22 protein-coding genes are annotated in these 24,074 nt (G+C 45.7%); 19 read left to right on the top strand and 3 right to left on the bottom strand.

Annotated elements, in window-relative coordinates:
• Positions 1-57: 57 nt before the first annotated feature.
• The 8 genes from QWY22_RS13530 to QWY22_RS13495 all read left to right on the top strand — a co-directional run bounded on the left by QWY22_RS13530 (position 58) and on the right by QWY22_RS13495 (position 11,332).
• Complete coding sequence (locus tag QWY22_RS13530) at positions 58-1,626, top strand: peptide chain release factor 3 (protein WP_300981354.1); 1,569 nt, start codon at positions 58-60, stop codon at positions 1,624-1,626.
• A 197-nt stretch (positions 1,627-1,823) separates the two neighbouring features.
• Positions 1,824-4,889, top strand: a complete 3,066-nt coding sequence (locus QWY22_RS13525; RefSeq protein WP_300981353.1) for an efflux RND transporter permease subunit — start codon at positions 1,824-1,826, stop codon at positions 4,887-4,889.
• Positions 4,890-5,036: 147 nt separating this feature from the next.
• A complete protein-coding gene (locus QWY22_RS13520; protein WP_300981352.1) occupies positions 5,037-6,116 on the top strand; it encodes an SDR family oxidoreductase in 1,080 nt (359 codons plus the stop codon).
• A gap of 218 nt (positions 6,117-6,334) precedes the next feature.
• Entirely contained in the window at positions 6,335-7,111 is a 777-nt protein-coding gene (locus tag QWY22_RS13515; protein ID WP_300981351.1) for a TerC family protein, read from the top strand.
• Positions 7,112-7,320: 209 nt separating this feature from the next.
• Positions 7,321-8,073, top strand: coding sequence for an RNA polymerase sigma-I factor (sigI, locus tag QWY22_RS13510; protein ID WP_300981350.1), 753 nt, complete (start codon positions 7,321-7,323; stop codon positions 8,071-8,073).
• Positions 8,073-9,320 carry an anti-sigma-I factor RsgI family protein gene (locus QWY22_RS13505; RefSeq protein ID WP_436836789.1) on the top strand — a complete coding sequence of 416 codons (1,248 nt, stop codon included), beginning with the start codon at positions 8,073-8,075 and terminating at the stop codon, positions 9,318-9,320. Before sigI ends, QWY22_RS13505 begins: the two co-directional genes overlap by 1 nt.
• A 127-nt stretch (positions 9,321-9,447) precedes the next feature.
• On the top strand, positions 9,448-10,797 hold the full coding sequence (locus QWY22_RS13500; RefSeq protein WP_300981348.1) for a TrkH family potassium uptake protein: 1,350 nt from the start codon (positions 9,448-9,450) through the stop codon (positions 10,795-10,797).
• 91 nt (positions 10,798-10,888) lie between these two features.
• The gene (locus QWY22_RS13495; RefSeq protein ID WP_036807205.1) at positions 10,889-11,332 is read left to right on the top strand and encodes a MarR family winged helix-turn-helix transcriptional regulator; all 444 of its coding nucleotides are present in this window, start codon (positions 10,889-10,891) and stop codon (positions 11,330-11,332) included.
• A gap of 44 nt (positions 11,333-11,376) precedes the next feature.
• On the opposite strand, the gene QWY22_RS13490 is transcribed toward QWY22_RS13495, so the two are convergent.
• Positions 11,377-12,069: a hypothetical protein gene (locus QWY22_RS13490; protein WP_300981347.1), complete on the bottom strand. Its 693-nt coding sequence runs from the start codon at positions 12,067-12,069 to the stop codon at positions 11,377-11,379.
• A 53-nt stretch (positions 12,070-12,122) separates the two neighbouring features.
• On the bottom strand, positions 12,123-12,737 hold the full coding sequence (locus QWY22_RS13485) for a CPBP family intramembrane glutamic endopeptidase (protein WP_300981346.1): 615 nt from the start codon (positions 12,735-12,737) through the stop codon (positions 12,123-12,125).
• Between the two features lie 197 nt (positions 12,738-12,934).
• Between QWY22_RS13485 and ykzS the strand changes: the two genes are divergently transcribed.
• The 5 genes from ykzS (at position 12,935) to QWY22_RS13460 (ending at position 17,536) form a co-directional block, all read left to right on the top strand.
• On the top strand, positions 12,935-13,123 hold the full coding sequence (gene ykzS, locus QWY22_RS13480; protein ID WP_300981345.1) for a protein YkzS: 189 nt from the start codon (positions 12,935-12,937) through the stop codon (positions 13,121-13,123).
• Positions 13,124-13,162: 39 nt separating this feature from the next.
• Positions 13,163-14,098: an AAA family ATPase gene (locus tag QWY22_RS13475; protein ID WP_300981344.1), complete on the top strand. Its 936-nt coding sequence runs from the start codon at positions 13,163-13,165 to the stop codon at positions 14,096-14,098.
• 1 nt (position 14,099) lies between these two features.
• Positions 14,100-15,254 carry a DUF58 domain-containing protein gene (locus tag QWY22_RS13470; protein ID WP_300981343.1) on the top strand — a complete coding sequence of 385 codons (1,155 nt, stop codon included), beginning with the start codon at positions 14,100-14,102 and terminating at the stop codon, positions 15,252-15,254.
• Positions 15,251-16,474, top strand: coding sequence for a hypothetical protein (locus QWY22_RS13465; protein ID WP_300981342.1), 1,224 nt, complete (start codon positions 15,251-15,253; stop codon positions 16,472-16,474). Before QWY22_RS13470 ends, QWY22_RS13465 begins: the two co-directional genes overlap by 4 nt.
• 204 nt (positions 16,475-16,678) lie before the next feature.
• The gene (locus QWY22_RS13460; protein WP_300981341.1) at positions 16,679-17,536 is read left to right on the top strand and encodes an NAD(P)-dependent oxidoreductase; all 858 of its coding nucleotides are present in this window, start codon (positions 16,679-16,681) and stop codon (positions 17,534-17,536) included.
• A 75-nt stretch (positions 17,537-17,611) separates the two neighbouring features.
• Here the strand turns inward: QWY22_RS13460 and QWY22_RS13455 are convergent, their stop codons facing one another.
• Positions 17,612-18,073: a YkyB family protein gene (locus tag QWY22_RS13455; RefSeq protein ID WP_300984393.1), complete on the bottom strand. Its 462-nt coding sequence runs from the start codon at positions 18,071-18,073 to the stop codon at positions 17,612-17,614.
• 291 nt (positions 18,074-18,364) lie between these two features.
• Here QWY22_RS13455 and fadH point away from each other — a divergent pair, with 291 nt between their 5' ends.
• The 6 genes from fadH to QWY22_RS13425 all read left to right on the top strand — a co-directional run bounded on the left by fadH (position 18,365) and on the right by QWY22_RS13425 (position 24,047).
• Positions 18,365-19,132 (top strand): 2,4-dienoyl-CoA reductase, encoded by a 768-nt coding sequence (gene fadH / locus QWY22_RS13450; protein WP_300981340.1) that lies wholly within the window; start codon positions 18,365-18,367, stop codon positions 19,130-19,132.
• A gap of 101 nt (positions 19,133-19,233) precedes the next feature.
• The gene (gene cbpB, locus QWY22_RS13445; RefSeq protein ID WP_036807175.1) at positions 19,234-19,677 is read left to right on the top strand and encodes a cyclic-di-AMP-binding protein CbpB; all 444 of its coding nucleotides are present in this window, start codon (positions 19,234-19,236) and stop codon (positions 19,675-19,677) included.
• 117 nt (positions 19,678-19,794) lie between these two features.
• A complete protein-coding gene (locus QWY22_RS13440; protein ID WP_300981339.1) occupies positions 19,795-21,270 on the top strand; it encodes an MDR family MFS transporter in 1,476 nt (491 codons plus the stop codon).
• Entirely contained in the window at positions 21,263-22,138 is an 876-nt protein-coding gene (gene ccpC, locus QWY22_RS13435; protein ID WP_036807167.1) for a transcriptional regulator CcpC, read from the top strand. Before QWY22_RS13440 ends, ccpC begins: the two co-directional genes overlap by 8 nt.
• A 66-nt stretch (positions 22,139-22,204) precedes the next feature.
• Positions 22,205-22,918 (top strand): 2,3,4,5-tetrahydropyridine-2,6-dicarboxylate N-acetyltransferase, encoded by a 714-nt coding sequence (dapD, locus tag QWY22_RS13430; protein ID WP_300981338.1) that lies wholly within the window; start codon positions 22,205-22,207, stop codon positions 22,916-22,918.
• 13 nt (positions 22,919-22,931) lie between these two features.
• A complete protein-coding gene (locus tag QWY22_RS13425; RefSeq protein ID WP_300981337.1) occupies positions 22,932-24,047 on the top strand; it encodes an N-acetyldiaminopimelate deacetylase in 1,116 nt (371 codons plus the stop codon).
• Positions 24,048-24,074: the final 27 nt, after the last annotated feature.

The raw sequence follows: 24,074 nt of genomic DNA, 5'->3' as shown, positions 1-24,074 counted from the left end.
TTTTTTTTGGCCCCCTTCTCTAATATGAATAGAGTAGAATTAAAGGAGCGTATCAGAATGTCAACCCAATTAAAAAATGAAATTCAAAATAGAAGAACCTTCGCCATCATTTCCCACCCGGATGCCGGGAAAACCACTTTGACTGAAAAACTGCTGTTATTCGGGGGCGCCATCCGCGATGCCGGAACGGTAAAAGGAAAGAAATCTGGAAAGTTTGCCACATCCGACTGGATGGAAATCGAAAAGCAAAGAGGGATTTCTGTTACTTCCTCTGTCATGCAATTTGATTATGACGGACACCGTGTCAATATTCTGGATACCCCTGGACACCAGGACTTCAGTGAAGATACGTACCGCACATTGATGGCAGTAGACAGTGCAGTTATGATCATCGACGTGGCGAAAGGGATCGAAGCGCAAACGGTAAAACTTTTTAAAGTGTGTAAAATGCGCGGCATTCCGATCTTCACTTTTATCAACAAGATGGACCGCCAAGGGAAAGAACCGCTTGAACTGATGGAAGAACTGGAAGAAGTTCTTGGCATCCAGTCGTATGCGATGAACTGGCCGATTGGCATGGGAAAAGAGTTTTTAGGGATTTACGACCGCTACAACAAACGAATCGAACCTTTCCGCACCGAAGGGAAACGGTTCCTGGCATTGGACGAAGAAGGCAATTTGGCAGAAGAGCATGAAATGACCAAAACTTCTTATTATACGCAAGCGATGGAAGACATTGAATTGCTGGACGAAGCCGGAAATGATTTTTCCCTTGACCGTGTGAAAAAAGGGGAATTGACGCCGGTATTCTTCGGCAGTGCCCTAGGCAATTTTGGGGTGGAAACATTCCTCGAAACGTATCTTCAATTCGCGCCGTCTCCTCAAGCGCGTGAAACGCAGGAAAATGAAGCAATCGATCCGATTGAAATGCCGTTTTCCGGTTTTGTCTTCAAGATCCAGGCGAACATGAATCCAGCTCACCGGGACCGCATCGCCTTTGTCCGCATCGTCTCAGGGAAATTTGAGCGGGGCATGAACGTCACTTTGGCACGTACCGGCAAATCGTATAAATTGAGCCAAACCACTCAATTTTTAGCGGATGACCGTGAAACGGTGACAGAAGCGGTGGCGGGAGATATTATCGGTCTTCATGACGTGGGCAACTACCAGATCGGAGACACGATTACGAGCGGCAAGAAATTCCAATTTGAAAATCTGCCGCAGTTTACGCCGGAATTGTTCGTCAAAGTAACGGCGAAAAACGTTATGAAACAGAAGCATTTCCATAAAGGAATCCTTCAACTTGTGCAAGAAGGGGCAATCCAGTACTATAAAACCCTCCATCTTGAAGAAGTTATCTTGGGCGCTGTCGGACAACTGCAATTTGAAGTGTTCGAGCACCGCATGAAAAATGAATACAATGTGGATGTCCGCATGGAACCGGTCGGCAATAAAATTGCACGCTGGATCGAAAACGAGGAAGATGTAAAAGAATCCATGTCGAGCAGCCGGTCGCTGCTGGTGAAAGACCGTTACGATAACTACGTCTTCTTATTTGAAAACGAATTTGCCACTCGCTGGTTCCAAGACAAAAATCCTGGAATCCGCTTATACAGCTTATTGTAAAAACCTGCTTAGGCAGGTTTTTTTTCTTTTGCCCAAAACCAAGCAAGAATTTAAGAAAACAGCAGATATTGTATAAGCTGCATTAATACATTAGAACCTTTTCCGCTGCTGCCACTTGCTTGGCAAGATTTAAATTTGCGGTTACTGCTGATTTTTCTTATGATAAAAGCACGAGACAAAGAAGGGGTTTGGGTTACATGAAGTTAAGCGATTTTTCCATAAAGCGTCCGGTTTTCACAATTGTCATCATGTTTTTAATCATTATACTGGGAGCAGTTTCTTTTTTTAAAATTCCTGTTACCTTAATACCGGAACTAAATCCGCCAGTCGGCGTAGTGGTAACCAGCTATCCAGGGGCAAGCCCGACGGAAGTAAGCGAAAAAGTCACACGTCCGCTTGAAACGAGTTTGTCGACTTTGCCGGGCTTGGAGTCCATTCAATCGTCTTCAGAAGAAGGGTCTAATTTCATTTTGCTGGAGTTTGACTGGTCGTCGAACATTGACGATGTCCAGACCGATATTATGCAGCGGATTGACCAGACGCCTATTCCAGAAGATTCCAACCAGCCGCAATTTTTCAAATTTGATCCGGCACAATTTCCTGTAATTCAACTAGCTGTTCGTGCTACAGAGTCCGGAGAAGACGTTCGCGTGCTGGCGGAAGAGCTGGAAACCGAGCTGCTTCAAACGGAAGGCGTGGCAAGCGTCAACATTTCGGGTTCATTGATTGAAGAAATCCAGATTTCGTTGGATCAGGAACAGCTGGAAAGTAGGGGACTCCAGCAATCGGATATTGTGCAGCTGATTCAAGCGAACAATATCTCGCTGCCAGGCGAACCGATTGACACGGAGAATGGCCGACATTTGACCACTCGGGTGGTCAGTACTTTGACCAGCGTAGATGAAGTCCGCGAATTGGTAGTCACCGTCAATCCGCTGGATGGCGAAAATGTTACCATCGGCGATGTGGCAGAAGTTGCCGTGGCCGAGCAGGAAAGCAATAGCGAAACACGGGCAAATGAAGAACCGGCCGTTTTGCTTTCGGCATTGCAGGAGTCCCGGGCAAACACGGCTGACGTATCGGAAGCCTTTCAAACGAAGTTGGATGAATTGCTGGAAGAAGAACGTTTTCAGGGAGTCGAAGCCGATGTGCTGTTCGACCAAGGAGATTACGTCCGGCTGGCCATCGGGAATATTGGCCAAACGCTTATCCTCGGCGGCGTTTTTGCGATGCTCGTGCTGTTCTTTTTCCTGCGCGGCATAAAAAGCCCATTGATTATCGGGATTGCGATTCCGTATTCAGTCATTGTGACATTTGTCTTGATGTATTTTGCCGACTTTGCACTCAATATTATGACATTAGGGGCATTGGCGCTCGGAATCGGCATGTTGGTGGATAACTCCATTGTCGTAATCGAGAACATTGAACGGCATTTGGCAATGGGCAAACCGCCGCGCAAAGCGGCTTCAGAAGGCACAAAGGAAGTGGCAGGAGCCATTACGGCTTCTACTCTTACTACGGTAGCAGTGTTTGTTCCAGTTGCTTTTATCACCGGATTGATCGGCCAGATTTTCTTTGAATTTGCTGTCACAATTTCATTCAGTTTATTTGCAAGCCTTGCGGTGGCCTTGACAGTAGTGCCGATGATGGCATCGCGGCTATTAAAAGACAAAGAAGAGACCAAGAAACCGGAAACTAGACGCTCGAGATGGATGAAAGGTTTTGAGCGGTCAGTGGTTTGGGCACTGGCTCACCGGATTATTATTTTGGTGGCGGCGCTTGTATTCTTAGGGGCCGGGATTTTAGGGATTTATCAAGTGGGCACAGAATTTCTGCCGGCAACCGATGAAGGCTTCGCAACCGTTTCTGTAGGGCTTGAAAATGGTTCATCTCTGGCTGCAACCGATGAAGTGGTGAATCTTATCGAGGAAGAGCTGAAAAAAGAAGAAGATGTCAGCGTCTTTGTCAGCTTGATTGGGAGCACCCAGCAGGGCCAGTCGCAAGGGACAACTGAAACCAATACCGCAGAAATATATGTAAAAATGGTGCCGCTGGACGAGCGGGAACGCTCGGTATTTGAATTTGTCGATGAGGTTCAGCCGCGTGTCTTGGAAAAAGTCGGTGAGCGGGCCGAAGTAAGCTTCAACCTTCAGACAGCTGCCGGATCGTCGCCGAATTCGTTGACATTCACCGCAACCGATACAGACAAAGAGCGCCTGGATGAAGCCGTGACAAGTATTTCGGCAGCTGTTCGCGATCTGCCGGAAGTAACGGAATTGACAAACGACCGGGATGAAACCATTGAAGAAATTCAAGTGCAGATTAAAAGAGATGCCGCAACGGAATATGGTATGGCGCCAGCGCAAATTGCCCAGACGGTCAACAATATGACCAGAGGCGTGCTGGCCACCCAAGTGTTGTCGGAGAATGACGAGGTGCTAAGTGTTTTTGTCGGTCTGGATGAACAGTTCAGAGACAGTGAAGAAAAGCTGCGGACGATGAAATTGCGGACGCCTGCAGGGCAGTTCGTCAATCTTGAACAGCTTGCGGACATCGAAATTTCAGAAGGCCCTGTCGATATAAAACGCGTAGACCAAGCTGACAGCGTAGCTTTTACATTGCAGCATAAATCGAATGTTACGCTTGGCGAAATGTCCGATAAAGTGGACAAGGCACTGGAAGAATTGAACTTAGATAAAGACACTCAAATTTCGTTTGGCGGAGACCGCGAATTGTTTGAGAATGCCATCGATGACATAACTTTGGCAATCGTCTTAGCGGTAGTTTTGGTTTATATTGTTATGGCTGCGCAATTTGAATCGTTCAAGTATCCGTTTGTCATCATGTTTACTGTTCCATTGATGGTTATCGGCGTGGCGCTTGCTTTATTCCTGACGCAGACGCCAATCAGCATCACAGCCGTAATCGGGATACTGGTGCTGGTCGGAATCGTCGTGAACAACGGAATTGTATTGGTCGACTATATCAATCAGCGTAAAGAAGCGGGAATGGATTCCTATGAAGCCATCGTTACTTCTGTCCATGACCGGCTGCGTCCGATTTTGATGACTGCGCTGACTACTATATTGGGGCTGATTCCATTGGCGCTAGGAATCGGTGAAGGAACGGAAATCAACCAGCCGATGGGGATTACGGTAATCGGTGGAATGATCAGCTCAACTTTCTTGACGTTGTATGTGATTCCCATTGTTTATAGCCTATTCGATCGCCAGACAAGAAGAATGAACCGAAAAACAAATTAAGTAACGATATAAGCTGATTCATGTGACCGAATTAAGGTCACATGAATCAGCTTTTTTATGAAGGTATAATGCAGATAGAAAAATATTCTTCGTTTAGTAAGTAAAGTGTTGGAATATTACGTATAATAAAGGAAAGGAGTGGAAGTGATGAAAGAAATCGTTTTTACTGGATTCCCGGGATTTATTGCCAGCCAATTGATTCGAAAATCCATTCACAGCAATACCGGCATATCGGCTATTATCTTGCCGTCAGAACGAGCCAAAGCGGAACGCGAAGCAGCGATAATCCAGCAAGAAACAGGATGCAGGCCAATCCGCCTGATGGATGGAGATATTACAAAAACCGGTCTTGGCTTAAGCAATGAAGACGTTCAGCACCTCCGCTCAAAAAAAGTGGTGTTTTGGCACTTGGCCGCTATTTATGATTTGGCAGTGCCAAGAGATTTAGCATGGAAAGTGAATGTGGAAGGCACACAGAACGTAAATGACTTTATTCTCACGTTGCCAAACCTGGAACGTTACATGTACTTCAGTACGGCCTATGTCGCTGGAACAAGAGAAGGTGTCCTTTATGAAAATGAATTGATTCGTCCGGAGAAATTCAAGAACTTTTATGAGGAAACAAAGTTTGAAGCGGAACTGCTGGTTGAAGGGCTAAAAAAAGCGGTGCCTTTGACAATTATCCGTCCTGGCATTGTCCGCGGGCATTCTGAGACAGGGGAAACAATAAAATTCGACGGCCCTTATTTTTTCCTCAATATGATTGACCGTGTCCGTAAGCTGCCAGTGATTCCGTACCTCGGGCGTTCAACTGCCTATATCAATGTTGTGCCGGTCGACTATATTATTCATGCATCTGTTTATTTGAGTTCATTGCCTAATGCTGCTGGAGAAACGGTCCACTTGACGGATCCCCGTCCGCATCCGGTTGAGGAAGTCTACCGGAAAATGGTGGTGGAAATGACAGGGAAAATTCCGAAAACCCGCTTGCCGCATAAAGTGGCGGAAGTTTCCTTAGCGATGCCGCCAGTGCGGAAATTGCTTGGTGTCGAAGCAGAGACTTTGGACTATTTAACATGGAGCGCTTCTTTTGATACCAGTACAGCTCAACGGCTGCTCACAGGAAGCGGCATTGAATGCGCCGATTTCCTGAAGTCGATGCCTTCCATGGTCCGGTTTTACGAACTCCATAAAAAGGATAAAAATTTCCATATCGCTATACGCTAATCTTTTACAATAAATAAAATTATGGTATAATAATTCTACAACTTCATACACTTTGACGTTCAGTCAAGGGGGAGTAGCTTTAGGGAAACCTATTTCATAATCGTCAAGACATGGCTAGTAACCATCGGTTATGATAGTGAATTTATTTGCTTAGCGAGACCTTTGCCTTTTTTTAGGCAGGGGTCTTTTTTGCTGGCAAAAAAACAGGAGGAGAAAGAATGGAAGCAATATTATTGGAGTATGCCTGGGTCCTGCTTGTACTGGTTGGGCTAGAAGGGCTGCTGGCTGCTGATAACGCGGTCGTTATGGCAGTTATGGTAAAACACTTGCCAAAAGACAAGCAGAAAAAAGCTTTGTTCTACGGTTTGGTAGGAGCATTTGTGTTCCGCTTTGCAGCTTTGTTCATGATTACGCTGCTTGTTAACATTTGGCAAATCCAAGCGCTTGGTGCGGCGTACTTATTATTTATCTCGATCAAGAATATATATGATCAACGAAAAGGCGATAATGATCATGCCATTGACGTTGAAAAAGCGCCGAAAAAAGGCTCAAGTTTCTGGATGACTGTCTTAAAAGTAGAATTGGCGGATATCGCGTTTGCGATTGACTCAATGCTTGCAGCGGTGGCGCTTGCTGTCACATTGCCGCATTTGAATGTATTCGGAATGGAAGATATTGGCGGAATCAATTCCGGACAATTTGTCGTTATGTTGGCTGGTGGTTTGATCGGAGTTATCATCATGCGATTTGCTGCCCATAAATTTGTTCAAATTCTTGAGAAATACCCGCAATTGGAAACAGCAGCATTTGTCATCGTTGGTTGGGTAGGGGTAAAATTGCTTGTCATGACACTTTCTCACGAAAAACTTGGTGTCTTGCCGCATGACTTCCCGCACTCTACGCCATGGACACTTACATTCTGGACCGTGTTGGTCGGAATTGTAGTTGTAGGCGTCATTATGGGTGTCAAAAAGAACAAAGAAGAAAATGCTTAACCAATAAAGCCTCCTTTTGGGAGGCTTTTTTGTTATGTTATTCCCAAATATATATCCTTACATCCGTAGCCGGAAAATTTTAATTTTCACGACCGACAGAAATACAAGGATGAAAACGAATACCTATTAAGTACCAACGAAACGCCCTTTTCTTTTCCAATTACTGCCGTTACAATCAAAGGTAGTGTCTGCAGAAAAGAGGTGAGCGTATGTTAATAGCTGTTTTAACTGGAATGTTTGGACGCAGTGAAAATGTACCGGCAGAAGAATTGGCTTTGCTGGCACAAAATGGTGATGACACCGCGCTTCACCATTTGCTTCAATCCTATTCTCCGTTTATGAAAAAAACCGCTGCACAAGTATGCAAACGATTTATCGACGATCATGATGATGAATACAGCATAGCGCTTTCGGCTTTTCACGAAGCGATACAGGGCTATGAAAAAGAGAAAAACGCCTCGTTTTTGACGTTCGCCCATTTGATTATCCGGCGGCGGGTCATTGATTTTATCCGCAAAGAAAGCCAGCGTACGGAATTTGTCCACGACTTCAGCGCCTCATCCAATGAGGACGCCGAATCTTCTAAGTGGATCGAAGAAACGGCTTCCATCAAGAACTTTAACTTGGAAAAGCAAGCCGAAATCCGCCGGGAAGAAATTGCCTTGTACGAGGCGATGTTAAAAGAATTTGATTTGAGTTTTCAAATGCTGGCCAAAATTGCGCCGATGCATGAAGATGCCCGGCAAACCGCTGTGCAAATCGCACAGATGGTTGCTGAAACGGAAGAGTACAGGGAATTTCTGATGACCAAAAGAAAGCTGCCGATTAAAGAAATTGAAAAAATGGTTCGGGTTTCACGGAAAACCATTGAACGAAACCGAAAATACATAATCGCGATGGCTCTTTTGCTTCAAAGCGATTTACATTATTTAAAAGATTACCTAAAGGAGCGGTTGCTTTGATGAAAATGCAAAAAGGAATATGTGTTGAATCAAAAGGCGACCGCTTTATATACTTGACGGGAGACGGCCAATTTCTGGCTGGACGGGCCGTTCAACAAACAAGAATTGGCGAGGAAGGCTATTTTTATGAAGAAAGCCGAAAAGCGAAAATTAACTGGCAGCCGATTTGGATTCCGGCAATGGCAGCATTTGCTGTTTTGTTCTTGTTTATATCCGTGCTATTGCCATCGGATGAAGCTTTTGCTTATGTACAAGTGGAAATCAACCCGGGAGTGGAATTGGGGCTGGATGAGGACTACCGCGTCATTTCAATCCGTGATTTGAATGACGATGGCGAAAATCTTATAGGCAGGCTTGGCGAATGGAAAAACCATTCGTTGGATGAAGTGCTTGGAAAAGTGATTGCCTTATCAATTACTGATTCTACGGAAGAAGTGATTATCACCACGGTGGACGACGGCGGGAAAGCAAAGAAACCTGTGGAACAAGTGGTCACGGCGGTTGCAGCAAGTGCGGCAACAAGCAATATTGACGTTCATTTGAAAAAAGCGACACTTAAACAGTGGAGAGAGTCGATCAAGGAAAGTGTACCGGTGGGGCAAAAAATCGACAACTATACACCGGTCACTCCAACACAACAGGGGCCGACCCAAGAAGAGAGAAAGCAGCCGCATAAAAGTTCAAAAGAGAAAAAAGAATCGGGAATAGAAGATGAAAAGGCTGTTTCGCCAAAAGAGCACAAAAAAGAAAGTGTACCTGCTCGGAAAGCCGATGACACTCCTATAGAACTGCCTAAGAAAGCGGCCCCTCAAGAGCCGAAAAAGAAAGAAATTCCGCCAGGCCAAGAGAAGAAAATAACGCCGATGGAACCGAAAAAGAAAGAAAATCCTGCAGTTCCGAAGAAAAAATCAGTGCCTCCGGGGCAGGAAAAGAAACAGGCGCCGCAGGAACCGAAAGAAAAACCGGTGGAACAAGAGAGAAAAGCAACTCCACTGGAGCCAAAAACAAAGAAGACACCGCCTGGGTTAGAGAAAAAAGCAACACCGCCTAAACAGGAAAAGAAAGCTACTCCAAAAGCGCAAGAAAAGAAACAACAGAACCAGTCCGGTCAAACCAAAAAAGACAAAAAGCCTCCACAGAAAAAAGGAAACCAGAATGCTTCTAAAAAAGAGAATCCCCAAACCGGACAAACAGCTGAAAAGAAAAAAGCTGAACCGAAAAAAAAGAAGAGCAAGAGAGAAGAGTAGAAGTTATTATTCTGCTCTTTTTCTCTTTATGGATCCTAAAAAAATGACATTTTTAATTGCCCCTTTCCTTTTAGCCTTTCTTTTCTTAGAATAGGTAGAGAACGAAGGCAGAAAGGAATTAAACACTATGAACAGTTCATTTCAAAAACTACGGAATCTGACGCCTGCCCAAGCCATCGTATCTTATTATTTCGTTGCGATTGCGTCTTCCTTTCTGTTGCTCCGATTGCCGGGGGTCCATAATCCTGGAATCGATATGCCTTGGTTGGATAGCTTGTTTACAGCCGTCAGTGCGGTTAGTGTAACAGGGCTGACAGTTGTCAATATTTCCGAAACTTATTCTGTTTTCGGCATCGTTATGATTATGTTTATCCTGCAGCTTGGTGGAATTGGCATTATGTCATTGGGAACTTTCTTTTGGCTGTTGATTGGGAAACGGATTGGCCTAAGGGAGCGGCAGTTGATCATGGTTGACCACAACCAATTCAATATGTCGGGGGTTGTTAAACTGATTCGGGAAATCATCAAAATTCTTTTATTGATCGAATTAGTGGGAGCTGTCATTTTCACCTTGTATTTCACGCAGTATTTTGACACCTTCAATGAAGCGCTGCTGCAGGGCATATTTGCATCTGTAAGTGCGACGACCAACGGCGGCTTCGATATTACCGGACAATCGCTGTCTCCTTTTTTTAACGATTATTTCGTACAGATCATCAATATGATCTTAATCATTTTAGGCGCCATCGGTTTCCCCGTGTTGATCGAAATAAAAGAGTTTTTATCGAACAAAAACAAGAATTTCCGTTTTTCTTTGTTTACCAAAATTACGACCAGCACGTTTGGCATTTTGCTGGTAGTCGGAACACTGGTATTGCTGGCCTTTGAATCGCTGAATGCGTTCAAAGGGTACAACTGGCATGAAACCTTATTTGCAGCGATGTTCCATTCGGTTTCTTCCCGATCTGGAGGGCTGACGACTATGGACATTACGCAATTCAGCGAAGCTACCAATGTCTTTATGAGCGCATTGATGTTCATCGGTGCTTCGCCAAGCTCGGTTGGCGGCGGAATCCGGACAACCACGTTTGCTATCGCTTTGCTGTTTTTGATTAATTTTGCAAGAGGCAAAAATACGATTCAAATTTTTAAACGTGAAATTGAGCTGATTGATGTTTTTCGGTCCTACGCTGTGATTATATTGGCTTGCTTTATGGTCCTTTTTGCGACCATGGCATTAATCATCTCGGAACCGCATGCCACTCCTGTACAAATTGTCTTTGAAATCACTTCAGCATTTGGAACGTGTGGAATGTCGCTTGGCATTACGGATGACTTGTCGGCGTTCGGGAAAGTTGTCATTATGGCCCTTATGTTTATCGGGCGCGTTGGCTTGATCTCGTTCTTATTTACAATTGGCGGAAAAAGCGATAAAACCAAATTCCATTATCCAAAAGAACGCGTCATTATTGGATAATCATAGGTGATAGCTTATTAGCCGTGCCTTTTTCTTATAAAAAGACTATAATTATTATAAGAGATTTTTAAATTGGGAAAGAGTGGATCATATGAACGAAGAAATTAAACAATCGTTAAAACTGTTTATCGTTTTATCGCGCGCCCATAAAGCCATAACAGAACAAACCAATCATTTTTTTCAGGCTCATGGGGTAAATCCGACAGAATTTGCTGTAATGGAACTCTTGTACCATAAAGGAAAGCAGCCTCTACAAAAAATCGGCGGAAAAATTTTGCTGGCGAGCGGATCAATCACTTATGTAATTGATAAATTGGAGAAGCGCGGATATATCACCCGCGTAAACTGCCCGACCGATCGCCGTGTAACCTATGCGGAAATATCTGAAGAAGGAAAAAAATTCATGGGACAGATTTTTCCGGAACACGAGAAAAACCTTCATGAATTAACCAATGCCTTATCAAGCGAAGAAAAAGACGAGGCGATCGAACTGATGAAAAAGCTGGGCTTATCGATCAAAGATTTATCTTATTAAATAGCAAAAAAAGGCCACCTGAAAAGGCGGCTTTTTTTGTTTCGTTATTCGGCTCTTTTGATGGTTTGTCCCATAGCAGTAAAATCTGCTATGGCATTGGCTGCTTCATTATCGAAAATTGTTAAGCGGACCAGCTGGTTTTCTTGTTCGATCACCACTCCGGTCACTTTGCCTTCTGCGCTTGGCACTTCAAAACTCGAGGATTTGACAATGCCCGCACTTTCCAAGGCCTGTCCTTCGGCAATTTCAGCTTCTGCATTCACAGCTTTCAAGGTTTCCTTAACTTGTGTTTCAGCTTGTGAAAAATCAACTTCCCCAGGAGCAAATGTTTCAATACGCATAAAGACAGAAGGATCGTCTTCTTTGTATAAGGAATCTTTTCCGGGTTCTTCGGAAGTCAATACATAGCCAGGCAGCACGTGCAGTTCATAGGGCTGTTCATCGCTTTGAGTCAGTGTTCCTTCGGGGGCGGAAGCAGCTTCTTCGCCAGCCGCCTCTTCAGGGGCAGCCTCCTCAACTTCATCCACTTCGGACGTTGTTTCACCGGCAGCATCTTCCTTGCCGGCAGTGTCTTCATCTACGGTCTCTTTATCTGTAACTTCCTCGCCCGCCGTTTCTTCAGTTGAAGCCTCAGATTTATTCGAACTTGTATTTTCAGTGGACTCTGAAGTCCCGCAAGCAGCTAAAGCAGCGCCCATAGTCAGTAAAAATGCAGCAGACAATAAACTTTTTTTCATAATTATTCCTCCCTTTCCTCTAGTTGACGGATCAGAAGCGGAAATGTTTCAGTTTATACTGGCAGCGGCAGCACCAAAAACAGCAAAACGATCATCACCAAATGGGCAATGATTAAAAGCGGCATGCTTCGTTTCCATTCATACAAGAAGCCGAGGACGATGCCAGTTGCGACTCCAGCGAAAATCCCTGGCACAAAACCGCCAAAGCCGAGCGCGAGTCCGAACAACAAAGCGGCAATCAGCACCGAATATCTTGTAGAAACGTAGGATTTCAGTTTCTGTTGAACAAAACCTCTCCAGAAAATTTCTTCGCCCGGCACGATGATGAACATTAAAAGCAGGTAATGCCAAATAGAGACGGGAGCGAAAGTGGAAATAAAGGAAGAGACCGATCCTTCTATATTGAACGAAAGCAGTTTGAAGAGTTGAAAGCCGCCGGCAATAATTGCATAAAGGGCTGTCCCATAGCCAAGGCCATAAATCAGTGATTTCCAAGTTGCCATCTCGTCGAAAACCTTAGTGAAAATGACCGAGAACGACATCAGCACAAGCAATGCAAATGTGTACATATACCAGAAAATTTTGGCGTCTTGAAACGCCAGGCTGTACAAAGCAAATGCCAATGGCAGAAACACAAGCAATTTATGTTTCTTGAAAAAATTTAACATGAGTAATCCTCCTAAAAAATAAACGCCGATCTGAATGAAACAAGAACGGCTTGGCTAAAGATGTCCAACTTCTGTCGATACGTTATACTAGTTGTAATCGGCTTTCAGGTGGAAAGCGCACTGCTTTTCATCTTTACCTGTTCAAACATATTATAACAGAAGCAAGAAAGCGAAAAGAACGAAAAGGGGAAGATTGTATGACAGACTACAATGAGCAATTGGAGCAATTAAAGCAAGGGGAGATCTCTTCACTGACTATCGAGAAAGAAGATTTCCTTGATTTCCGCAAGGTCCTGATCGCCCGGGAAGATTTTAAGCATTTTAGAGGGGCGGCCTATCATCATGGCCTTACCATTTATACATATACCGAAGAACCGTCCAAGTAAGGAGAACTGCAGAAGAATTTAAACATTGGGGGAAACCGTGTGGAAAATTTAAGGGCCGTCAAAAAGCATTTAAACGAATTAGTGGTTGGAAGAGAAAAAGAAATTGATTTTATGCTGATTGCGTTAATCCAGGAAGGGCATGTCTTGCTTGAAAGCGTTCCGGGCTCCGGCAAAACCTGGATGGCAAAAGCATTTGCAGGATCTTTCCATGGCATTTTTCAGCGGCTGCAATTTACGCCGGATGTACTGCCTTCGGATGTAACAGGAATCCGGTTTTTTAATCCGAAAACACAGGAATTTGAACTTCGCCCCGGAGCCGTGCTGACCAACCTGTTGCTGGCAGATGAAATAAACCGGGCGACTCCCCGGACCCAATCCAGTTTGCTGGAAGCGATGGAGGAAAAACAAGCGACCATTGATGGGGAAACGCTGGCATTGCCTGATCCGTTTATTGTAATTGCCACGCAGAATCCGGTTGAATCCCAGCAAGGGACGTTTCCGCTTCCTGCCGCCCAATTGGACCGTTTTTTATTTCGTTTGGAAATCGGTTATCCGGAGTATGAAGAAGAAATGAAAATCATCCGAAATTTCCGTGGGAATGTCTCGCATAAAAAGGAGATAACAGCAGTCGCTTCTGTAGAAGATGTGCGGGCCTGGTCGGTCGAGGCGAAAAAAGTAACCGTCCATGAGGATATTGAAAAATACATCCTGGAACTGGTGCGTGCTACTCGCCGCCATCCTTCCATTGAACTGGGGTTGAGTTCCCGTGCGGCCCTGGCATTGGTCCATGCCGCTCAAGGCTATGCGTTTATCAATGGCCGTCGTTTCGTGACGCCGGATGACGTGAAAACCATTTTAGAACCTGTAGCGGTTCACCGTATTCTATTGACTGCGGAAGGCATGTTGGTACGGGATGTACAGGAAGTGCTGAAGGAAGTGGCAGATTCGATTCCTTCACCGGTAGAGGCCTTTTAATATGGTGTGGATTCGCCACGACTACAATTCAACGAATACAAAATGGCTATTAAGTTTACTAGCGGTATTCTTTTTTTTAGCGATGGCTTTTTTGCAATTTACTGCTGCAGCGGTTGCAGCGTTTATCGCAGCAGTCGCCGGCTTGCAATGGCTTTATTTCGTCCATGTGGGAAAGCGCTTGGAGCTGGTCAATTCGAGAAGCCGCAAGCGCCTGTTGGCTGGCGGTGAAAGCGCTTGGGAGCTTGTGTTTGAAAACAAGGGGCTGCCGGTGCTCGGTGGCCAATTGAAAATCTGGTTTCAGGATGCGGTTTTGCCGCAAGGCCCACTAATTGTGAATTATGGCGACCTTGTTGAACTGGATGTGCCTTTCACCATCGGCCATAACGAAACGCTCGCTGTGAACATTCCGGTGACGGGAAACCGCAGAGGACTTGCCCGCTTAAAGAAGATGGAGCTGAGTGTTCCGCATCCGTTTGGCGAAGGCTCTGTAGTGCTTGAGTATAAGCCAATGATTTTGCAGGAATTGCTGGTTTATCCGAAACTCCAAAAAGCCTTTTTCCATTATTCGCCGTCCCGCCAAAAACCAGGGCAATTCAATTTAAAACATTCCTTGTTCGATGATGCATTCCAGCCGATCGGCACCCGTGATTACGTGCCGACGGATAGTTTCAATACAATCCACTGGAAAGCAAGTGCCCGTATGCAATCCTATCAAACCAAGGTATTTGACCAAGTGGCCAATGAATCGATTTTGTTCGCTTTAAATGTGGCTGACCATTACGCCACGATTCCCCATTTGGAGGAACGCATCGAAGAAGTGGCTTCTTACATTGAAACATGTTACCGGGAAGGGATACCTTATGCTTTGGCCGTCAATATCCGCTCCACTGGAAAAATGCCTTTTCTTTATTTGGCGCCAGGTGAAGGACCTTACCAACGCCAGAAAGCACTGGAGATGCTTTCGGTCATGTCCAAAAATCACTCGACCATGCCATATCCTTCAATGCTTGCTCATTTGGATGCCCATATCGAGCTGCCGTTTACAACGTATTTGATGGCCGATGAATTTGCCGGAATCCAGCGCTTTGTGTCGAAATGGGCGACACACACCGAACTCAAATTGCTCCCTGGCAGAAAAGGAAGTGGCATCCGATGATTTCACGTTTATGGTCTGCAGGAAATTATATGCTGGATGCCTTCGCCATTTCGCTGCTACTGGTTTTTTTAAAGAATGAAACGGCCGTTCCGTTAATGTGGCTGTGGCTGCTTCTCAGTTTCGGAGCTGCTGCTCTCGCATTCACCCTCTTTCTCAAATTTTCTTATCATGTGATGGGTGCGGCTTTGGTTGCTGCAGTGATTTTAATAGCGGCGATGCTCTTGGGCATGCCCATTTGGCTTGCAGTTGTTCTGGGGATACTGACACTGTACCGGCTGCATGCCCGCTTTTCCGTTTTTGATGGCGATGGGCAGCAGGAGGGCCATTTTCTGCTGGTGTTTATCCTGTTGTTTTCCGTGGCGCTTGTCATCAGCTTATTCAATCCTCAAGTTGAAAATTCCGAAGAGATTTTTGCCATAGCTATTGCAGCGACGGGGTTTTATGTGTGCTTTCGACTGTTATATCGGTATATGCAGACGCGGAAAGAAGGAACTTCCTTTTTGATGCTGGCGGTTGGCACAGCTATTGTAATTGGTTCAGCAAGTTTAAGTGGGTTTTTTGTTTACTTTCTGGCTGAAGATGCAAGAAGACTGGCTGGGTGGATCCTGGGCGGCGTTTTGAAAATTGCCCTATGGCCGTTTGCAGGATTGATGGAAAAACTTACAGAGTATTTGTCCGGTCTTTCCACTGAACAGGAAATGAAGGAAACATTGGAGAATTTAGATCCGGAAACGCTTGCTGAGGAGGAAGGCCAGGCAAGCTTCCAGCCAGAAGCCGCTGATTTTCCGGTGGAGTTTATGCTGGCTGCGATACTCCTTGTCTTTTTTATCCTGCTGGTTTTCTGGCTGGTGAAAAACAAGCCGGAAAAAGAAGAACAGCAAGAAAAAGGAGCGGCAGAAACCCGGCGCTACCCAACATCTTCTGCAGAAGAGCCTTCCGAACAGCTGACACGGGTTCAGTATGCTGAACTGGATGTGGAAGCTGTCCGGAAAGCGTACCGCGCTTTTGAACAACAGGCCGACGCTGCTGGACTCGGGCGCAAAGAATACGAAACTGTTCGGGAGTGGATGAACCGCATGAGCTGGACTGTATCCGAAAGTTTTTTTAAAACTTATGATTTGGTGCGTTACGGTTCTGGAACCCTGACAGAATTAGAAGGCGAGCCTTTCTTGGAAGAAATAAAAAAAATAAAAGAAAAATATTTAAAAGAATATGTTTAAACGCCTGTCAGGGCGGGCATAGTATATTTGAACACAGCAACATTCTCATTTCCCCCTTTTGTGGTCGGTCCGAACAGCGGATCGGCTTCTTTTTTTGGTTTTTTTAAGGGAATGGAATTCTGTCTGTTAAATTTTTCTGGAATTTCGTGAATTAACTGAAAAGTTTTGATAAACTGAAGACATAACAGAAGGAGTGACGTACATATGAAAGTGGGATTTATTGGTACAGGCGTAATGGGCAGCAGCTTAGTGAAACATTTGCTGACTGCTGGACACGACGTCATCATCTATACACGCACGGCTAAAAAAGCCGAAAGCCTGGTGGAAGCCGGAGCCAAGCTGGTGGAGTCTCCAAAAGAAGTGGCACGAGCTGCGGAAACCATTTTTACAATGGTGGGTTATCCATCTGATGTGGAAGAAGTATATTTCGGGAACAACGGAATTTTGGAAAATGCTCAAAAAGAGGCAGTATTAGTGGACCTGACAACCTCTAAGCCGAACTTGGCGAAGCGCATTTTTGAAGAAGCGGCTTCGAAAGGCTTAAAAGCGTTGGATGCACCGGTATCCGGTGGAGACATTGGCGCCCAGAAAGGGACCTTGTCGATTATGGTGGGGGGAGAAGAACCACATTTCCAGGAAGTCTTGCCGCTGCTCGAACTGATGGGGGCGAACATTGTCTATCAAGGGCCGGCAGGGTCCGGCCAGCATACCAAGATGTGCAATCAAATCAACATCGCAACAAACATGATCGGCGTATGCGAGTCTCTTGTATATGCCAAAAAAGCTGGCCTTGATCCGGAGCAGGTGCTCAGGTCTATTTCATCCGGTGCTGCCGGTTCTTGGTCTTTATCGAATCTGGCTCCGCGGATGATTGCAGAAGACTTTGCGCCCGGGTTTTATATTAAGCATTTTATAAAAGACATGAAAATTGCAGCGGAAGAAGCGGAATTGATGGGACTGGATTTGCCGGGTCTGCGTTTATCGCTCAGCATGTACGAAAAATTAGCGGAACAAGGATACAGCGAAAATGGCACACAGGCGTTGATCAAACATTTCGATTAACTTTGCATTAACACCAGGGAACTTCAAAAGGCACAAAAAAAACCGGAAGCCATAGGAGGCTTCCGGTTCCAGTCGTCAATCAAAATAAGACTTTTTAGGCGTGTAAAACCGGTCAATTGGACGCGGTTTATAGGATTTTGTAAGCTGGGATGCTGTGGTTTCTTTTTTCTGTGGACGAAGCCCGGTAAAATTGCTCAATATGTCTTTTGCCGTCTTCAAATTCATCCTGCTTGGCGGGTTCCGGTATGTTTCATCCAGCTGGCCCAAATGTTCAAGACATTCAAAGTCTTCTTTTTTCGGCAGCATATGAAAATAATAGTTACCGCATTTTACGAGGACTGAAGATTGTTGTTGGCTTTTCCGGGGGTTTTTGCTGAAGTGAAGGCCGATCTTTTCTGCACGCTTTTGCGTAATCATCAACACGAGCGCTTCTTTTTTTAGTGCATATAAATACTGGTTGTCTGGGGCGGTTTTTGCATGCCGATTGACAGTGAAAATTGCCTGGGCAATATCGGAATCGGTTTTATCAAATGCCATGGAGTCATTCCCTTCTATCATAAATTTCATGTATAATGCCTATTTATCATATCAAAATTTACCAGCAGTGTATACGGAAGACCGCCGGCTTTACTAGATTTTTGCCTGGAAAGCGGGACAACTGCAATTTCAAGGGACAGATTATAAGAAATTCCACCGCTTTAAATGAAAGCGCTTTAATTGGTGAAGGTCCATTCAGTCTGTAGGTACTGGATCGCCGCTAAACGGTGCGAATTGAAGTTTTAGCATAAAGGAAAAATCGACAGGCATTTACCGAAAGGGGAATTGGTTATGTTAAAAGACAAAACGATTATTGTGACAGGCGGCTCAAGCGGGATGGGGCTGCATATGGCTGAAAAGTTTGCGGCTGAAGGGGCGAACGTCGTCATTACCGGACGCGATATGGAAAAACTGAATGCAGCAGTTCGGACGATTGATGCGCAGCACGGTTCTGTTGAAGTATTTCAAATGGATGTCCGGGAGCCGGAACATGCAAAAGCGATGGTCAATTTTGCACATGAAAAGTTTGGCCGGATTGACGGGTTAGTCAACAATGCAGCAGGCAACTTTATTGTCCATGCTGAAAAATTATCGCCAAACGGCTGGAAATCCGTGATTGATATCGTGTTGAATGGCACGTTTTTCTGTTCCCATGCCGTCGGAAACTACTGGATTGAACACGGCATAAAAGGCAGCATCATTAATATGCTGGCCACCTATGCCTGGAACGCTGGCGCAGGGGTAGCGCATTCGGCAGCCGCCAAAGCGGGAGTCATGTCTTTGACGCGGACACTGGCAGTGGAATGGGGCACACAATTCGGAATTCGTGTAAACGGCATTGCTCCGGGGCCGATTGAACGGACCGGCGGTGCTGAAAAACTATGGGAATCGGAAAAAGCCGCAAAACGAACATTGGAATCGATTCCGCTTGGCCGTTTAGGCAAGCCGGAAGAAGTGGCAGAGCTGGCCGCCTTTATGATGTCGGACAAAGCATCATATATGAATGGTGAAATTGTGACGCTGGACGGCGGACAGTGGCTAAACAAATTTCCATTTTAAGGCGAATTAGAAATACAATTAAATAGTCTCGCCAAACGGGTTATGTTATGATGTTACCGAAGACAGGATGGCTCGTTTACGATGCAAAAGGAGTAGAGTATATGATTTCATTACCTAGCCGAGATTTTCTCGATACCCCCATTGAAGAGTATATAATTTCATCTGAAAAAGTTGCACATGTCCAAATCAACAACAGTGCAGAACATGCCTTGCTGGTACTTACAAAGACAGGTTATTCTGCAATTCCAGTATTGGATTCAAAATATCGTTTTTGCGGTTTGATTAATGCGCAGCGGATTACGGACGCCATTCTTGGGATGGAACACATTGAATACGAACGCTTGCCGGAAATTCGGGTAGAAGATATTATGCAGACGGATTTTCCATTGATTCATATTTCCGAACGGTTTCAGCGGGCTTTGGATTTGTTGATCGATCAGAACTTTTTATGCGTAATTGATGATGACGCCATGTTTATGGGGATACTTACACGACGCGTCATACTTAAGCAGCTAAAAAAACAGATATATCAATTGAGAAAATAATAAGTGCAATTTCCTGCAGCAGGCAACTTTGCTGCCATTCTAAGCACGATCAAATCAAACGTACAAAAAGGTCTCATTGTGAGGCCTTTTTTCTGTCAAATGAAAGAAGGTTCGAAAATGAAAAAAACCAACCGGCCGCTTGTGCTGGCTTCGGTCATGCTCGCTATGTTTATCGGGGCCGTGGAAGCAACCATTGTTTCCACGGCAATGCCCAGTATTTCTGCAGATCTTGGCGGATTTTCTAAATACAGCTGGGTGTTTTCCGCTTATTTGCTGATGAGTACGGTAACGGTGCTCCTGTACGGAAAGCTGTCCGACATATTTGGGCGCAAGCCGATTTTTGCGTTCGGCATCATCCTATTTTTAATCGGTTCCCTTTTGTGCGGGCTGGCGAGTTCCATGGAGCAGCTGATCTTTTACCGTTTTATCCAGGGCATCGGGGCAGGAGCAGTCATGCCGATTGCCACAACCATTGTCGGCGATATTTATACAGCGGAAGAACGCGGGAAAATCCAAGGCTATTTGTCCAGTGTCTGGGGAATCTCGGCAGTAACCGGTCCGGCAATCGGCGGATTTCTAGTGGCGACAATCGGCTGGGAATACGTGTTTTGGGTGAACATACCCCTTGGCATCTTGGCCCTGGCAGGCGTATTGCTTTTTCTGGTGGAGCCGCAGAAAAAGACGAAGCCGTCCATCGATTACTTGGGTGCTTTTTTGCTGACGGTTTCGCTGACCAGTTTTCTTTATTGGCTAGTTGAAGGCGGAGTAGGGTTTGCGTGGAATTCAGTGCCTTCCTATTCACTTTCAATCGGTGCCGTTGTCGTATTCGCGGTTTTTGTGCTGGTTGAAAAGAAAGCGAAAGACCCGATGATGCCTTTTGATATTTGGAAAAACAAATCAATTTTGTATGCCAATCTTGTTTCTTTATTTACTGGCATGATTTTAATATCCGTTTCGAGCTATTTGCCGACTTATGTCACAGGGGTCATGGAACAGCCAGCTACCGTCGCCGGATTTACACTGACGGCCATGTCGATCGGCTGGCCGATTGCCGCCTTTTTCTCAGGGCGGCTGCTGATCAAAATCGGCTATTTCAGAACTTCGCTCGCCGGCGGAATATTTCTCGTAATTGGCAGTTTGCTTTTTGTTGCGATGCGCCCTGAATTTGGGCCGCTATGGGCCGCAATGTCGAGTTTCATGATTGGCGTCGGCATGGGATTAACTTCTACTGCCTTTATCGTTTCCATCCAGGCGGCGGTTACGTATGAGCAGCGCGGTACGGCCACAGCTTCCAATATGTTCATGCGCAATTTGGGCAGCACCATCGGCGTAGCGCTGCTTGGCAGCCTTCTAAATTCGAGCTTATTGAAGTACTTCCAGGACAATGAAAAGGACTATACGCTGAATTCAGTCAATGGAATGCTGACGGAAGACAGCCGGAATCAGCTTCCTCTGGACGTGCTCAGCTTTTTGCAGGAAGGGCTGACCCAGGCGCTTCAAAACGTCTATAGCTTGACTGCCATTTTTGCTGTCATCAGTTTTGTGCTGATTTTCGGCTTGCCAAGAAAAAAAGGAGTGAGCAGCAATGGCTAATGAAGAATTGATCCTGAAAGTGCTTGCGGAAGAAGGGAATATGCGAAAAGCAGCAGAACGCCTTTTTTTATCGCAGCCGGCGCTTTCCCAGCGGCTTCAATCGATTGAAAAAGATTGGGGACAGCAATTGTTCATCCGCTCTCAAAAAGGGCTGACGCCGACGCCAGCCGGTGAACTGGTCATTGAGTATTCGAAGGAAATGGTCCAGCGAAAAGAAGAAGTGTTTGAAGTGCTTCATACCTTGACCTCCAAAGTCCATGGAACCTTGAAAATCGCTTGTGCCACCATCATCGGCCAAAATTGGCTGCCCAAAGTGCTGAAAGATTTTGTTACGCTTTATCCGGAAGCAAAAATTCAGCTCATTACCGGCTGGAGCTCGGAAATTGCCCGCTCTCTTTATGAAGGAGAAGCCCATATTGGGATTGTCCGGGGCCATACCGATTGGAAAGGGCCGAAGATGCATCTGTTCCGGGATACCTTGTATTTGGTGGACAAGGAAATCGATTCGCTGGAAAAAGTGGAAATGACGGAACGCCCGTTTATCCAGTTTAAAAGCGACTCCAATTATTACGAAGAAATCCAGCAATGGTGGCAGCGCCATTTTCCGTCAAATCCGAAACGGCAAATTACCGTCGATCAGATTGAAACTTGCAAACAAATGGCCGTCAACGGCATCGGCTATGCCATTTTGCCGTCCATCACGTTGACGGGCAACGAAGGCGTCCATATGATTCCTTTATCAAGCAGTGCAGAAGAGCTGGAATTGACCCGCGATACATGGCTGATCGGATATGAATCGTCGTTTCAGCTGCGCCAGGTTGAGGCATTTGTCGATATTGTCAAAAAACATGCCGCTTTATTAAGCTAAAGTGCTGAATTTTTACACTATATCCGCTATAATTACAGCATCACCCATAGAAAGAGGTTTTTATTGATGAAGCAAATGGATGCAAATGAAATTATCTCGTACATACAGAATGCGACTAAATCAACACCGGTAAAAGTTTATGTAAAAGGTGAAGGCGTCGCTTCTCTTGATTTTGGCCAAGGATCGAAAGTTTTTGGCGAAGGAAATAGCGCTGTAGTATTCGGTGAATGGGCTGCAGTTCAAAAAGCATTGGAAGCGAACGCTTCTGTAATTGAAGACTCAGTGATTGAAAATGACCGCAGAAACTCTGCGATTCCTTTATTGGATATGAAAAACATCAACAGCCGCATCGAACCCGGTGCATTTATCCGTGAAAACGTGGAAATCGGCAATAACTGTATCATTATGATGGGCGCAGTCATTAATATCGGCGCGGTCATCGGCGACGGTACAATGATTGACATGGGCGTTGTCCTTGGCGGCCGCGCAACTGTAGGAAAAAATTGCCATATCGGTGCTGGTGCAGTATTGGCCGGCGTTATCGAGCCTGCATCTGCGACACCGGTAATCGTTGAAGATGATGTTATGATCGGTGCCAACGCTGTCGTTCTTGAAGGAGTGCGGATCGGCAAAGGCGCGGTTGTAGCAGCTGGCGCTATTGTCATCGAAGATGTTCCAGAAAACTCCGTAGTAGGCGGAACTCCGGCACGCGTCTTGAAATTGATGGACGAAAAAACTCGTGCAAAAACCGAAATCAAGCAAGAACTTCGTCAGCTGTAAGCGGGGCTTTCAGATGGATTTACTGAAAATCAGAAGAGAATTGCATGCAATTCCTGAAATCGGCTTTAAGGAATGGAAGACACAGGCGTATTTGAAGGAATGTTTGCGTACATTGCCTGAGGAACGGCTGGAGATTGTCGAGTGGAAAACAGGCCTTGCGGTAAAAGTGCACGGCACCGATTCCGTTAAAACCATCGGTTGGCGGACAGACATTGACGGACTGCCCATAACTGAACAAACGGAATTGCCGTTCCAGTCAGAACACCCTGGGTTTATGCATGCCTGTGGACATGATATTCATATGGCGGTTGCGCTCGGCCTCTTGACCCAATTGGTCCAGGAGCCGATTGCAAACGATGTGGTCATCCTGTTCCAGCCGGCAGAAGAAGGGCCTGGCGGTGCACTCCCTTTCCGTGAGTGGCTGAAGCACGATCAGCCGGCTTTTTTGCCAGACCAGATTTTCGCACTGCATATTGCGCCGGAACTTCCCGCTGGGACAGTGGCCACCAAACCGGGGCTGTTGTTTGCCAACACGTCTGAACTCTTTATCGACTTGCAGGGCAAAGGCGGCCACGCAGCTTATCCTCATTTGACGGAAGACATGGCAGTGGCAGCAGCCTCGCTTTTAATGCAGCTGCAGACCATTGTCAGCCGCAATGTGAACCCGATGGATTCGGCTGTATTGACTGTCGGAAAATTGAGCGCAGGAACTGTGCAAAACATCATAGCGGAGCATGCGCGTCTTGAGGGCACCATCCGCACGTTGAATTTGGAATCGATGCTCAAAGTGAAAAAGCGGATTGAAGCGATGTGCCGGGCTGTAGAAGAAGCCTACAATTGCCGGGTATCCATCGATTACGGCTCCAGCTATTTGGAAGTCAATAACGATGAAGACTTAGCGAAAACGTTTCTTCAATTTGCAGAAAGCGATGAAGGCGTCAAAGCCGTGCGAAGCGAAGCGGCCATGACGGGCGAAGACTTTGGATATTTTACAGAGCAGCTTCCCGGCCTGATGTTCTGGGCAGGGGTCGCTTCGGAATATGGCTTGCATCATGCCAAGCTCAATCCTGATGAAGCGGTTCTCGATATTTTGCCGGAATTTATCCATCGTTTTTTCAAAACAATTTAACGAACGGGCAGCCTGGCGCTGTCCGTT

This window comes from Planococcus liqunii, assembly GCF_030413595.1.
Lineage (GTDB): Bacteria > Bacillota > Bacilli > Bacillales_A > Planococcaceae > Planococcus > Planococcus liqunii.
The sequence above is the reverse complement of the archived record's forward strand: the minus strand, read 5'-3'. Positions and strand labels throughout refer to the sequence as shown.